The 13,500-nt window shown below is 56.6% G+C and carries 15 protein-coding genes; 10 read left to right on the top strand and 5 right to left on the bottom strand.

Translation table 11 applies throughout. The annotated features are described in order from the left end of the window. Window positions 1-8: 8 nt before the first annotated feature. Entirely contained in the window at window positions 9-914 is a 906-nt protein-coding gene (gene eamA / locus USH94_RS05555) for an O-acetylserine/cysteine exporter (RefSeq protein WP_111964610.1), read from the top strand. A gap of 32 nt (window positions 915-946) precedes the next feature. Here the strand turns inward: eamA and marB are convergent, their stop codons facing one another. The 3 genes from marB to marR are packed head-to-tail and all read right to left on the bottom strand — an operon-like array spanning window position 947 to window position 2,036. Continuing rightward, the gene (gene marB, locus USH94_RS05550; RefSeq protein WP_111964609.1) at window positions 947-1,165 is read right to left on the bottom strand and encodes a multiple antibiotic resistance protein MarB; all 219 of its coding nucleotides are present in this window, start codon (window positions 1,163-1,165) and stop codon (window positions 947-949) included. Between the two features lie 33 nt (window positions 1,166-1,198). Then, window positions 1,199-1,579: an MDR efflux pump AcrAB transcriptional activator MarA gene (marA, locus tag USH94_RS05545; RefSeq protein ID WP_008502237.1), complete on the bottom strand. Its 381-nt coding sequence runs from the start codon at window positions 1,577-1,579 to the stop codon at window positions 1,199-1,201. A gap of 22 nt (window positions 1,580-1,601) precedes the next feature. After that, window positions 1,602-2,036, bottom strand: a complete 435-nt coding sequence (marR, locus tag USH94_RS05540) for a multiple antibiotic resistance transcriptional regulator MarR (RefSeq protein ID WP_111964608.1) — start codon at window positions 2,034-2,036, stop codon at window positions 1,602-1,604. Window positions 2,037-2,291: 255 nt separating this feature from the next. On the opposite strand from marR, the gene USH94_RS05535 reads away from it, so the two are divergent. After that, the gene (locus tag USH94_RS05535) at window positions 2,292-2,957 is read left to right on the top strand and encodes a MarC family NAAT transporter (protein WP_032651801.1); all 666 of its coding nucleotides are present in this window, start codon (window positions 2,292-2,294) and stop codon (window positions 2,955-2,957) included. A 44-nt stretch (window positions 2,958-3,001) separates the two neighbouring features. On the opposite strand, the gene USH94_RS05530 is transcribed toward USH94_RS05535, so the two are convergent. Next, window positions 3,002-4,198, bottom strand: coding sequence for a sugar transporter (locus USH94_RS05530; RefSeq protein ID WP_111964607.1), 1,197 nt, complete (start codon window positions 4,196-4,198; stop codon window positions 3,002-3,004). Window positions 4,199-4,375: 177 nt separating this feature from the next. Here USH94_RS05530 and USH94_RS05525 point away from each other — a divergent pair, with 177 nt between their 5' ends. The 3 genes from USH94_RS05525 (at window position 4,376) to USH94_RS05515 (ending at window position 6,557) form a co-directional block, all read left to right on the top strand. Continuing rightward, the gene (locus tag USH94_RS05525) at window positions 4,376-5,164 is read left to right on the top strand and encodes a PhzF family phenazine biosynthesis protein (protein WP_111964606.1); all 789 of its coding nucleotides are present in this window, start codon (window positions 4,376-4,378) and stop codon (window positions 5,162-5,164) included. A gap of 27 nt (window positions 5,165-5,191) precedes the next feature. Further along, entirely contained in the window at window positions 5,192-5,983 is a 792-nt protein-coding gene (locus USH94_RS05520; RefSeq protein ID WP_111964605.1) for a PhzF family phenazine biosynthesis protein, read from the top strand. 91 nt (window positions 5,984-6,074) lie between these two features. Then, window positions 6,075-6,557: a GNAT family N-acetyltransferase gene (locus USH94_RS05515; RefSeq protein WP_111964604.1), complete on the top strand. Its 483-nt coding sequence runs from the start codon at window positions 6,075-6,077 to the stop codon at window positions 6,555-6,557. Here USH94_RS05515 and ptrR read toward each other — a convergent pair. Next, window positions 6,511-7,389 carry a putrescine utilization regulator PtrR gene (gene ptrR / locus USH94_RS05510; protein WP_111964603.1) on the bottom strand — a complete coding sequence of 293 codons (879 nt, stop codon included), beginning with the start codon at window positions 7,387-7,389 and terminating at the stop codon, window positions 6,511-6,513. The two genes, USH94_RS05515 and ptrR, sit on opposite strands and share 47 nt — an antisense overlap. 98 nt (window positions 7,390-7,487) lie before the next feature. On the opposite strand from ptrR, the gene sad reads away from it, so the two are divergent. The 5 genes from sad to USH94_RS05485 all read left to right on the top strand — a co-directional run bounded on the left by sad (window position 7,488) and on the right by USH94_RS05485 (window position 13,475). Further along, window positions 7,488-8,876, top strand: coding sequence for a succinate-semialdehyde dehydrogenase (sad, locus tag USH94_RS05505; protein WP_111964602.1), 1,389 nt, complete (start codon window positions 7,488-7,490; stop codon window positions 8,874-8,876). A 111-nt stretch (window positions 8,877-8,987) separates the two neighbouring features. Continuing rightward, on the top strand, window positions 8,988-10,577 hold the full coding sequence (locus USH94_RS05500) for a methyl-accepting chemotaxis protein (RefSeq protein ID WP_111964601.1): 1,590 nt from the start codon (window positions 8,988-8,990) through the stop codon (window positions 10,575-10,577). Window positions 10,578-10,639: 62 nt separating this feature from the next. Continuing rightward, the gene (gene glsB, locus USH94_RS05495) at window positions 10,640-11,566 is read left to right on the top strand and encodes a glutaminase B (RefSeq protein ID WP_111964600.1); all 927 of its coding nucleotides are present in this window, start codon (window positions 10,640-10,642) and stop codon (window positions 11,564-11,566) included. Next, window positions 11,566-11,922, top strand: coding sequence for a DUF4186 domain-containing protein (locus USH94_RS05490; RefSeq protein ID WP_111964599.1), 357 nt, complete (start codon window positions 11,566-11,568; stop codon window positions 11,920-11,922). Before glsB ends, USH94_RS05490 begins: the two co-directional genes overlap by 1 nt. 113 nt (window positions 11,923-12,035) lie before the next feature. Continuing rightward, on the top strand, window positions 12,036-13,475 hold the full coding sequence (locus USH94_RS05485; RefSeq protein ID WP_111964598.1) for a GGDEF domain-containing protein: 1,440 nt from the start codon (window positions 12,036-12,038) through the stop codon (window positions 13,473-13,475). Window positions 13,476-13,500 lie beyond the last annotated feature (25 nt).

The following is a 13,500-nucleotide window of genomic DNA, read 5'->3' as shown; positions in this document are numbered from 1 at the left end:
GGCAGGGTATGACGCGTAAAGACGGGCTGCTGGCTTTGCTGGTGGTCGTGGTATGGGGGCTTAATTTTGTGGTCATTAAGCTGGGGCTGCACAACATGCCGCCGCTGATGCTGGCCGGTTTACGCTTTATGCTGGTCGCTTTTCCGGCCATCTTCTTTGTGGCGCGTCCAAAGATCCCCTTTAAACTGCTGCTGGGCTACGGTCTGACCATTAGCTTTGGCCAGTTCGCGTTTCTCTTTTGCGCCATCAAGTTCGGTATGCCGGCGGGTCTTGCCTCGCTGGTGCTACAGGCGCAGGCGTTCTTTACCATTATTCTCGGGGCGTTTGTGTTTGGCGAGCGCCTGCAGGGCAAACAGCTGGCGGGGATCACCCTGGCGGTGTTCGGCGTGCTGGTGCTGATCGAGGCCAGCCTGAATGGTCAACACGTGGCGCTGCTCGGGTTTATGCTGACGCTGGCGGCGGGGCTAAGCTGGGCCTGCGGGAATATCTTCAACAAGCTGATCATGCAGCACGAGGCGCGCCCGGCGGTGATGTCGCTGGTGGTCTGGAGTGCGCTGATCCCGGTTATCCCGTTTCTGCTGGCGTCGTGCATTCTGGACGGTCCGGCGGTGATGCTGAACAGCCTTGTCGACATTGATATGACCACGATCCTTTCTCTTGTCTATCTGGCCTTTGTCGCCACCATTGTGGGCTACGGAATCTGGGGATCGCTGCTGGGGCGTTATGAAACCTGGCGCGTCGCGCCGTTATCCCTGCTGGTGCCGGTGGTAGGACTTGCCAGTGCGGCGATATTGCTGGATGAAACGCTGAGCGCGCTGCAGCTGTTTGGCGCCGTGCTGATCATGGCCGGGCTGTATATTAACGTGTTTGGTCTACGGGTGCGTCGGACGACGCGGGTAAGCGAAAAGGCATAAAAAAAGCCCCGCATCTGCGGGGCAAAAACGAATCAGAGGCCGTGCTGATTATAATAAGGCACGCCTAATTCGTCGGATTTGTCGCTACCAGCACCCATGTGGTTGAAATCATAAGGCGACTGGTCGTGTGCTGACGGCAAAATCATCGAATCAGGATTATTTTGCTGCGTTGCACGAGGGGTTTGCTCCGCGAAGGTCTGGCTGGAGAACAGCACCAGCAAGGCGAGGGCGGCGGAGGCGATAGCTTTCATGATTTCCTCGGTTACGTCTGTTACAGGCGATAATTAACTACAGTGTTTTAACGGATACAGGTATCGGGATTCGCCCGGCACGCTCGTGATTCGGTACTTATGAGGCGGCACGTCAAAATAGTTTTTGAAAGTACGCGTCAGGGTTTGCTGCGATTCAAAGCCGTAACGCTCCGCCAGATAAAGGATCGGCTCGTTGCTTTCTTTCAGTTTCTGGGCAATTTCCGTCAGCTTGCGGCTACGAATATATTGACCTAATGAATGGCCGGTCTCTTTTTTGAACATCCGTTGCAGGTGCCATTTGGAGTAACCCGAACGCTCTGACACTTTTTCAAGGGAGAGCGGCGATTCCAGGTTATCCTCGATCCAGTCCAAAATGCTATGAATGGTGATAGCGTCAGTATTGCGTCTGGACATCGTCATACCTCTTTTTTTCTGTTTACGGCAGGATTTTCTTCAGCAAAAGCTCAAGGGTTGCCACTTCATCTGCCGTTAAGTTTTTTGTTAGTTCCTGATGCAGTGTTTGTCCTACTAATTGATGACATTTCTCGCACATGGCCGCGCCATCGCTGGTTAGCTTCACCAGTACGCCGCGTTTGTCATTCGGGTTAGGGCTTCGTTCTATCCATCCTTTGCAGACGAGACGATCGAGCATGCGGGTTAACGCACCCAGATCGACAGAGAGCACCTTTTTGAGCTCAACCGGCGTGATACACACTTCGCAGCGAATGGAACACAGCACTTTGAACTGTGTTGCGGTGATATCCAGCGGTGACAGGTAGTCATTGAGCAGGCGATCTTTTTTCTGATTGACCATATGAATAAGACGACCCAGCGGAACAACGTCGTTAAAGATATCACTGGTGCTTTTCACAATGGTTGCCCTGGCAAGTAGTTAGTCACGGCAGATATTATTGCTCAGGCAAGTATAAGTCAACTGAATGAACCAGCCGATGCCACGAATTGCTAAAACGTTTCATGAACTTTTTTTAAGGTGTTTCAAATCATAGAGATAACTTCCTGTTATCTTTTCAGAAGGAAAATAATCGTTACGTTGCGCCCATGGCTGAATGTCACACTTTCCCCCTATAATTGCTGTGTTAAATATGGATAAGGACGACAACGCACTATGTTGGATTTAATAAAAGCAATCAGCCTTGGGCTGGTGGTCTTGCTGCCGTTGGCTAACCCGTTAACGACGGTAGCGCTGTTCCTCGGGCTGGCAGGGAACATGAACAGCGCCGAGCGCAACCATCAGTCGATGATGGCCTCGGTGTATGTGTTTGCCATCATGATGGTGGCTTACTATGCCGGACAGGTGGTGATGAATACCTTCGGGATTTCCATCCCTGGCCTGCGTATCGCCGGTGGGCTGATTGTGGCCTTCATTGGTTTCCGCATGTTATTCCCGGCGCAAAAAGCGCATGAGTCGCCGGAAGCGACCAGCAAATCGGAAGAGCTGGAAACCGAACCGAGTGCGAATATCGCCTTTGTGCCGATTGCCATGCCCAGTACGGCGGGGCCGGGGACCATCGCGATGATCATCAGTTCCGCGTCGACGGTGCGCGACAGCGCAACCTTCCCGGACTGGGTCCTGACGGTGGCACCGCCGCTGATTTTTGCGATTATCGGTCTTATCGTGTGGGTGTCGCTGCGCAGCTCCGGCGCTATTATGCGCTGGGTAGGTAAGGGCGGTATCGAGGCAATTTCCCGTCTGATGGGCTTCTTACTGGTCTGTATGGGCGTGCAGTTTATTATTAACGGCGTGCTGGAGATTATTAAGACCTATCATTGATGTGATTGCCGGGTAAGCGCAGCGCTACCCGGCATAAATAAACCTTACCCGTGCTGCCCCTGTTCCTCCAGCGCCACCGGCCACTTACGGAAGATGAGCACTGACCAGATCAGCGCCACCAGTGCCGGAATGGCACCCAGATAGCCAATTGCCGACATCGACACATGCAGTATGACCTGATTTCCCACCAGCGCACCCGCGCCAATGCCGAGATTGAAAATCCCCGAGAACAGCGACATGGCGACATCCGTTGCATCCGGTGCCAGGGCCAGGACTTTCACCTGCATGCCCAGGCCAATAATCATGATCGCCACGCCCCAGAACAGGCTGAGGATTGCCAGATGGCTTTCGCTGCCCGCGGCAGGCATCAGCAACAGCAGGCAGGCCAGCAGCAGACCAATAGCGCAGCTCACCAGCGTCGAGGCATGCCGGTTACCCAGCTTGCCGAACAGCACGCTGCCAATAATGCCCGCGCCGCCGAGGATCAGCAGTAATAGGGTGGCAAAGTTGGCGCTAAAGCCCGCCACCACCTGCACAAACGGTTCAATATAGCTGTACGCCGTGTAGTGTGCCGTCACGACGATGGCGGTCAGCAGGTAGATACTCAGCAGCGCAGGGCGACGCATCAGCAGCGGCAGGCTTTTCAGCGAGCCGGAATGTTCGCTCGGCAGCGCGGGCAGAAGTTTAATCAGACACACCAGCGTCACCAGCGCGCCCATGCCGATAGCGAAGAAGGTGGTACGCCAGCCGAAGTATTGCCCCACGATGCGGCCAATCGGCAGACCCAGCACCATCGCCAGTGCGGTACCGGTGGCAATCAGGCTCAGCGCCTGGGCGCGTTTACCCGCCGGTGCGAGTCGAATAGCCAGCGAGGCGGTGATCGACCAGAACACCGCATGGGCAAAGGCAATGCCGATGCGGCTAATGACCAGCACCGTAAAATTCCACGCCATAAACGACAGTACGTGGCTTGCAATAAACAAGACAAACAGGCCGATCAACAGCCTGCGTCGCTCCATCTGGCTGGTCAGCAGCATAAACGGCAGGGACATCAGCGCCACTACCCAGGCGTAGATGGTCAACATAATGCCTACCTGAGCCGTTTCCATCTGAAAACTTTCAGCGATGTCAGACAACAGCCCAACCGGAACAAATTCTGTGGTGTTAAAAATAAACGCGGCAATGGCCAGCGTGACCACGCGTAGCCACGCAACCCTGCGGGAAACTGTGTTCGTTGTCATAGGGATGTCGGAGATTCGTTGCTGAAAAGAAGAGGAGACGATCTTAAAACGTTGAACGGCGAAAACTCAACCATTATGTGATGCAGATCTCAAAATTTACCTTGTGAAAGCGGTAGCCGGGAACGCTGTTTTCATTGAATATAAAAGAACAACACAATAAAAACAGGCGGTAAGACAATGCAGGAGATTGATTTTTATCTGGTCGATGCGTTCAGCCATATCATGTTCGGCGGCAACCCGGCTGCCGTTTGTCCGCTCAAGGAATGGTTGCCCGATGAGACCTTGCTGAAGATGGCGCAGCAGCATAATCAGTCGGAAACGGCTTTTTTCGTCTGCACTAAAGGGGGCATTGAGCTACGCTGGTTTACCACGCTTACAGAGGTCAATCTCTGCGGCCACGCCACCCTTGCCGCTGCGTACGTTCTGTTTAATGAACTGGATTACCCCGACTCGCGGATCCACTTTGACACCGCCTCTGGTCGCCTGACGGTAACCCGGGAGGGGGAATGGATGACGCTGGACTTCCCGGCATGTCCAACCCATGAAGAGACACCTCCGCCGGAGATGCTCTCGGCGCTGGGTATCAGCCGCTACGTTGAAGCCCGTAAGGGGCGCGCATGGCTGATCGTGCTGGAAAATCGCCAGCAGGTCGAGGCGCTTGCGCCACACTTTTCGGCGATGACGCCGGGCGAGCATAAGGTGAGCGTGACGGCGCGCGGCGAGGGGGAATACGATTTTGTCAGCCGCTTTTTCTCCCCCGGCGTTTCCGTTCCGGAAGACCCGGTCACCGGCTCCGCGCACACGATGCTGGTCCCGTGCTGGGGTGAACAGCTGGGGAAAACAGCCATGCTTGCCCGTCAGGTTTCCGCGCGCGGCGGCGACGTGCGCTGTGAGCTGAAAGGCTCGCGCGTGCTGATGAGCGGACAGGCTTCACTTTACCTGAAAGGCACAGTTTTTCTGCGCTAAATACCCATAACAAGAGAGGAAGAGACAATGCAGGAAATTGATTTTTATCTGGTGGATGCCTTCAGCGACAAAACCTTTGGCGGCAACGCGGCAGCGGTATGTCCTCTGGAAGAGTGGCTGCCTGACGAGACGCTGCTCAAAATGGCGCAGCAGCATAACCAGTCTGAAACCGCCTTTTTCGTGCGCACCGACGGCGGGTTTGAGCTGCGCTGGTTCACCACGCTGGATGAAATTAACCTCTGCGGTCACGCTACGCTGGCCGCATCGCACGTTATTTTCGAATACCTTGATTATCCGCACACCGAAATCACCTTCACCACGCGCTTCGTGGGCGAGCTGACGGTGAAACGCAGCGGCGACTGGCTGACGCTGAACTTCCCGGCGTGGTCAACGGAGGTGGTCGAGAACCCACCTGCGCTGCTGTTTAGCGCGCTGGGCATCACTGAGGCAAAAGAGGTGCGCGTCGGACGTGATTACCTGGTGGTGCTGGAGAGCCAGCAGCAGGTGGAAGCGTTAACGCCGGATATTGGGGCGCTGCTTCCGCTGGATAAAATGGTCTGCGTGACGGCGCCGGGAGAAGAATATGACTTCGTCAGCCGCTTCTTCTGCCCGGGCGAAGGGGTGCCGGAAGACCCGGTCACCGGATCTGCCCACAGCATGCTGATCCCTTACTGGAGCGAAAAGCTGGGCAAAACGTCGCTCAATGCCCGCCAGGTGTCACACCGTGGCGGAGATCTGCGCTGCGAGCTGAAGGGCGACCGCGTGCTCATAGGCGGTCAGGCCACCCTGTATCTGAAAGGGCGCGTCTTTTTGCGCTAACAGGACGGAGCGATAAGTTAATACTATGAAGCACCCTGGCAGGCCTGCGCTATGTTGAAATTTAGCCTCATAAAAAAGCAAGGAGCCTGCCATGTATTCCATTACCTCTGAATCTGCACGTCACCCGGACATTCTCAGCCTGATCGCGGCGCTTGACCGCTATCAGAGCGAACTCTATCCCGCTGAAAGTAATCATCTGCTCGATCTGGCTTCGCTGCCGGAAGCTTCGCTGATCCTGATGATCATTCGCGACCAGCAGCTTCAGGCCGTTGGCTGCGGCGCAATCGTGCTCAACGGCGACGGAACGGGCGAGATGAAGCGGGTTTATATCGATCCGGCCCATCGCGGGCAGCATCTCGGCGAGACGCTGCTGGCCGCCCTGGAAGATGAGGCCCTGAGCCGTCATTGCCACACGGTACGGCTGGAGACCGGTATTAAACAGCGCGCCGCGGTGCGTCTTTATGAACAGTGCGGATACGATTTACGCCCGGCGTTTGCCCCGTACGTTGACGACCCGCTCAGCCTGTTTATGGAGAAGGCGCTGGTTGAAGACGTTCGTTTAGCTGCGCTATAAAGGCCTCCAGCTGGCGGGTCATCGCCCCGCGTCGCCACACGAGCCAGGTGGTGAGCCACCGCCAGTTTTCCGCCAGCGGCCAGGCTTCAATCTGATGATGCCCAGGCATACTCTCCAGCATTGAGCGCGGCATCAGCGCGATGCCCGCGCCCGCAATGACGCAGGCGAGCATGCCGTGGTAGGACTCCATCTCATGAATGCGGCCGGGCGCGGCGCGGTCAGCATGAAACCAGCTCTCCAGGTGTCGACGGTACGAGCAGTTGGCGCGAAAAGCGTAAACGTCGCTGCCGCTAACCTGCGCGGCGCGTGCGACCTCCTCGTGCCCGGCAGGCGTGACCAGCATCATCTCCTCCCGATAGACCGGCATGCCTTCCAGCTCCGGGTGCGACAGCGGCCCGTCGACGAAGGCGGCGCTGAGGGTTCCCTCCAGTACGCCATCGATCATCGTCCCGGATGGCCCGGTAGAAAGGGCAAACTGGATGCGCGGATAGCGCTGGTTAAACTGCGCCAGCGTTTCAGGAATGCGCACGGCGGCGGTACTTTCCAGCGCGCCGAGGGCAAATAACCCCTGAGGCTCATCTCCCGCTACAACCATGCGCGCTTCATCCACCAGGGCGAGGATTTGCTTGCTGTAGCGCAGGAAGTTATGCCCGGCCGGGGATAAACGCAAACGCTGGTTCTCACGAATAAACAGCTCAACGCCAAGATCGGCTTCCAGCTGGCGAATGCGGGTCGTCAGGTTAGACGGCACGCGATGCACCTTGTGCGCCGCCTGGGTGATACTGCCCGTCAGTGCGACGGCGTTAAACATCTCAAGCTGGGTTAAATCCATAATGTTCTCGTTTCGTGAATAAGGTGGTTAGTATTATTCATTTTTAAGAAATAGCAGAGTGAGCCACAATTAATCAACCGAAACACGTGGAGAACAACATGACTTATTCATCTGCTACACATGCCTTCTCTGTCAGCCCGGCCACGGGTGAAACCCTCTCAACCTGGCCTTGGGCAACGCCGGAACAGGTTGACCGCGCAATTTCTCAGTCCAACGCGGGCTATCGCCAGTGGCGTCGAGAAAGCGTTGCCCACCGGGCGCAAAAGCTGCGCGATCTCGGCTCAGCGCTGCGACACCGCGCGGAAGAGATGGCGCAGACGATCTCCCGTGAAATGGGCAAACCTATCCTGCAGGCGCGGGCGGAAGTGGCAAAATCCGCGGGTCTGTGCGACTGGTATGCCGAGCACGGCCCGGCGATGCTGCGTGCGGAGCCTACGCTGGTGGAAAACCAGAACGCGGTCATTGAATACCGTCCTCTGGGGCCGATCCTCGCGGTGATGCCGTGGAACTTCCCGCTCTGGCAGGTGCTGCGCGGCGCGGTGCCAATTCTGCTGGCCGGTAACAGCTATCTGCTCAAACACGCCCCCAACGTGCTCGGCTCTGCGGATCTTATCGCGCAGATCTTTGCGGATGCGGGTTTCCCAGAAGGCGTGTTCGGCTGGGTGAACGCCACCAATGACGGCGTCAGCCAGGCGATTAACGATCGTCGTATTGCGGCGGTGACCGTCACCGGCAGCGTGCGTGCCGGGGCAGCCATTGGTGCTCAGGCGGGGGCCGCGCTGAAAAAATGCGTTCTTGAGCTGGGCGGCTCAGACCCGTTCATCGTTCTCAACGATGCTGACCTGGATCTTGCCGTGAAGGCGGCTGTAGCGGGCCGCTATCAGAATACCGGGCAGGTGTGCGCGGCGGCCAAACGCTTCATTGTGGAAGAGGGTATTGCGAAGACCTTTACACAGCGCTTTGTCGATGCAGTTTCTGCGTTAAAGATGGGCGCGCCGGAAGAAGAAGAGAACTACCTGGGCCCGATGGCGCGGTTTGACCTGCGCGATGAACTGCATCAGCAGGTGCAGGCGACGCTTGCAGAAGGGGCAACGCTGCTGCTGGGCGGAGAGAAGATCGGCGGTGAGGGGAACTATTACGCGCCAACCGTGCTGGCGAACGTTACCCCGTCGATGACGGCGTTCCGCCAGGAGCTGTTTGGTCCGATCGCGGCCATTACGGTCGCGAAAGACGCGGATCACGCCCTGACGCTTGCCAACGACAGCGACTTTGGCCTGTCTGCGACGGTCTTCACCGCTGACGCAGAGCTTGCGGATAAATTCTCACGCGAGCTGGAGTGCGGCGGCGTGTTTATCAACGGCTATAGCGCCAGCGATGCGCGCGTGGCCTTCGGCGGCGTGAAGAAAAGCGGCTTTGGACGCGAGCTTTCCCACTTTGGGTTGCACGAGTTCTGTAACGCGCAGACGGTATGGAAGGATCGCGTGTAATCCTTAATTTCGGCCCTCAGAGCGAGGGCCGTTGTCACTAATCTGCAATGGTTCTGTAATTTTCATTTCGTAGACTCGCTCGCGTCTAACGCCTTGTAAATGAAGCTAATTATGAACCTAACGCAAATTTTTCGCCGTATTGCGCAGCGTCTTACTCCCCGTCGCTTTGGCCTTTTGACAGGGATCTTTTGTATTATTGGCCTTTTCTCCGCGCTGCAGCTCTCCTCCTCATTCCTGCTTAACGCCTCCCTGAACGACGCCCAGCGCAACGAGCAGCAAAACCTTCTGGCCTGGCAGCAGCAGAGCAAGCTGGATCAGGCCCGTGTTTCCCTGCTGGCGGCAAGCGACCTGCTTAACCGGTCCGGCGTCTGGTTTATGCAGGATAAAGAGACCGGATCCGACGGGAGCTGGCATAGCCTGATGGATGATGCGCAAAAGGCGCTGAAGATTTCTCAGCAGGCATGGAAGGCCTGGCTGGCGCTGAATCCGCCGAAAGACGACGCGCTGGTGAACAGCTATCAACTTTTCTACGGCGCGATCGAAGAGCAGGCTGAGGGTCTGGTCAAAACCAACACCATCGACGCTTTTTTTGCCGTCCCGGCGCAGGCGTTTCAGACGGATTTTAACGACAACTATGCGCGCTATCAGCAGGCAAGCGAGAAGCAGGCCATGCAGGGGCGCCAGAGCCTCATGGCGCAGCTCTCCGGCCTGCAAACGTTGTTCCTGTTTGCGCCTGTGCTTTTACTCGCCATCGCGGTGACCGTGTGGTTCGGCATGGCGAGATGGGTGATTACGCCGCTTCGTCGACTCATCGCGCATATCAACCGGCTGGCAGCAGGGGATCTCTCCGGCACGCCGCCGAACGTCATGCGCTTCAACCGGGAGATAGGGCAGCTCAGCGACAGTATTGCCACGATGCAGCACGGCCTGCAGCAGCTGGTGACGCAGGTCAGCCATGCCACCGCCACGATGGTGGAAAACATCGGCTCCCTCGCGGAGGGTAACCAGAAACTGTATCAGCAGTCAGCGCGTCAGGCGAAAGAGCTTGAGGATGTGACGGCGCATATCGCGGCGCTGGAAAGCCACGTTGAAGGCAATACCGGGTATGCCAGACTCGCCAGCTCGCGGGCCGATGAGGCGCGCCAGGCCACCGTGGGTGGCGACCAGATGATGTTAACCGTAAACGCGTCCATGCAGGCGATCGTCGAGCGATCGTCAGAGATGCGCGGGATCGTGGCGATGATCGACAGCGTGGCGTTTCAGACCAACATCCTGGCGCTCAATGCCGCCATCGAAGCTGCCCATGCAGGAAACCAGGGGCGCGGGTTTGCCGTCGTCGCCCGGGAGGTCGGTCTTTTGGCCAGAAAGAGCAGCCACTCGACGCAGACCATACAGGAGCTGATCAACCGCTCGCTGCAGGGCATTGAAGACGGTTCCCGCGCCGTCACCCTGATGGAAGAGAATCTCCAGCAGGTCACCGGGCTGGTGGGTAATCTAAGCAGTTTGCTTAATGAGATCTCCACCGCCACGCTCAGTCAGGGAGAGAGTATTCACCAGATGACGCGTCAGCTTCAGGCGCTGAATCAGGTCTCCCGTCAGACGGATTTGCTGGTCTCTGACGCCTCGGATGCCTCAGAGCGGCTGCAAAAGCAATCCGATCTTTTATTGCAGGCCGTTTCGCGTTTTCGTCTTAGCGCCTGACGTAATACATAAGCCTCTGTTATACTCGCAGCCCGTTTTAGCCTGAGGGCAAGGAGCAAAGTGTGGCTGCGGTCATCCATAATGAGATGTTGGACGAGATTCTGGCGCAGGTTCGTCCTTTAATTGGAAAGGGGAAGGTTGCCGACTATATTCCGGCCCTTGCCTCGGTAAGCGGGAATAAGCTGGGCATCGCTATCTGTACTATCGACGGACAGCGATTCCAGGCAGGCGATGCCACTGAACGTTTTTCCATTCAGTCCATTTCGAAAGTGCTGAGTCTGGTTGCAGCGATGCGCCAGTACGAAGAAGAAGAGATTTGGCAGCGCGTGGGTAAAGATCCTTCCGGCCAGCCTTTTAACTCGCTGCTTCAGCTCGAAATTGAACAGGGGAAACCGCGTAACCCCTTCATCAATGCCGGTGCGCTGGTGGTCTGCGATATGCTGCAAAGCCGCCTCAGCGCTCCGCGCCAGCGTATGCTTGAGATTGTTCGTCAGCTCTCGGGCGTTGACGATATTGCCTATGATGCGCTGGTAGCGCGCTCGGAGTTTGAACACTCCGCCCGTAACGCGGCTATCGCGTGGCTGATGAAATCCTTCGGTAATTTCCACAACGACGTGGCGACCGTCCTGCAAAACTACTTCCATTACTGCGCCCTGAAAATGAGCTGCGTTGAGCTGGCTCAGACGTTCCTGTTCCTTGCGCATCAGGGTCATGCGCCGCATCTCGATCAGGAAGTGGTTTCTCCTCTGCAGGCTCGCCAGGTTAACGCGCTGATGGCCACCAGCGGGATGTATCAAAACGCCGGTGAGTTTGCCTGGCGCGTTGGATTGCCAGCTAAATCGGGCGTTGGCGGCGGAGTCGTGGCGATTGTGCCGCACGAAATGGCGATTGCAGTCTGGAGCCCGGAACTGGATGAAACGGGAAATTCGCTTGCCGGTGTCGCGGTTCTGGAGAAACTGACCCAGCGTCTGGGACGTTCCGTATACTGATGTCCGATCTTGATCCTCTTTTTTCCCGCCTGGCGCGATCGACATTTCGCTCGCGCTTTCGCTTAGGCGATAAGGAACGACAGTACTGCTGGGACAAAGGCCCCGAAACCATTGACCAGCATGCCGCGGATTTTGTCGAAAAGCGCCTTGCGCCTGCACACCCTGCAAACGACGGCAAGCAGACGCCCATGCGCGGACACCCGGTGTTTATCGCCCAGCATGCCACGGCCACCTGTTGTCGGGGCTGTCTGGCAAAATGGCATAACATTCCACAGGGTGTGACGCTCACTGCGCAGCAGCAAAATTATATTGTCGGCGTCATTCACCACTGGCTGGTGTTGCAAATGAACGCCTAAATTTGACGAGTTATGCTCCTGTGTTATTTGTGTTATAGATGCATCCTAAGTTAGTCCCAATCGTGCTGACGACCGCAATAATTGCCATAAGCTTTCATATGGAATGATATTTAATGCGTTCTGCTCTTACTGCCTTCAGGCCGTTCCAGGTTGACACGCCGCTGCGAAATGCATCGACGATCTTTATCCTCACCACCTTATTCTATTTTGTGGGCGCGGAGTTACGGCTCGTTGAGGCCCTCTCTCTGTTCTGGCCGCTGAATGGCGTCATGGCAGGGATCTTCGCCCGCTATGTTTACCTGAATCGCCTGCATTACTATGCGGTATGTTATGTCGCGATGCTGTTGTACGACGCGGTGACGACCAGCTGGGGTATCGCTTCAGTGGTGATCAACCTGTCTAACATGATCTTTATCGTTGCCGTCGCCGTGCTGATTCATCGCGACAAGCGGCTAATGAAGAAAACCCCCGATCCGCTTAACGCATTACGCCTGTTTAACTACTGCCTGATTGCCGCGCTGCTTTGTGCCTTGCTCGGCGCGGTGGGGTCGGTTGGGATTGACAGTCACACCTTCTGGCCGCTGTTTGCAGATTGGTTTAGCGAGCAGTTCTCAACCGGCGTGCTTGTTGTGCCTTGTATGCTCACGTTACGTATGCCCGGGCGTGAACTCAGGTTACGTCTGGAGCAGTTGCTGCCTGTGATGGCGCTGATTGTCTCGGTGGTCGCTTCGGTGGTGATTGGCGGAGCGGGGAGCCTTTCGTTTCCTCTGCCTGCGCTTATCTGGTGTGCGGTTCGTTACTCCTTGCCTGCGACCTGCCTGCTGACGTTTATCACGGGCGCCACTGAAATCATTTTGGTCGCCAATTCGATTATTAATATTGCCGTGGCGACGCCGTTTACGACGCCAATGATGTTTTCAGCCCGGCTGGGGATCGCCACGATGGCGATCTGTCCGGTGATGGTATCCGTCAGCATGGCGGCGATTAACTCCCTGATCCGTCAGGTTTCCCTGCGGGCGGATTATGACTTCTTAACGCACGTCTATTCGCGTTCCGGGCTTTATGAGGCGTTAAAGCAGGAAGAAACCTACCGGCATACACGTTTTCTGACCGTCATGCTGTTGGATATTGATTATTTCAAAAGCATTAATGATAACTACGGCCACGAGTGCGGAGACCGCGTGCTGGCGTCGTTTGCCCGACAGGTTCAGCAGGTTGTCGGTGAAGACGGCATGGTGGCGCGCATGGGCGGGGAAGAGTTCGCTGTGGTGGTCAACTCAGGCGATGCGCAGCACGGTTTTGAACTGGCTGAACGTATCCGGTCCACCGTGGCCAGCCATCCTTTTACATGGCGTCACCAGACCCTCTATCTGACGGTCAGTATTGGCCTCGGAAGTGGAAAGGCAGAGTCATGGCAGTTGACCGAGGTCTTCAACAAGCTGATGGCCGAGGCGGACGATCATCTCTATCGTTCAAAAAAAGCGGGTCGAAACCGTACCAGCGCCCGGGTGGCGGACGAGCAAATTGCTACGCCCTCCGGGAGTGAAACCTAGCTGCGTTAATCGTCATAAGGCATTG

Origin of the sequence: Enterobacter sp. 148H3 (genome assembly GCF_034107425.1) — a bacterium.
Lineage (GTDB): Bacteria > Pseudomonadota > Gammaproteobacteria > Enterobacterales > Enterobacteriaceae > Enterobacter > Enterobacter vonholyi.
The sequence above is the reverse complement of the archived record's forward strand: the minus strand, read 5'-3'. Positions and strand labels throughout refer to the sequence as shown.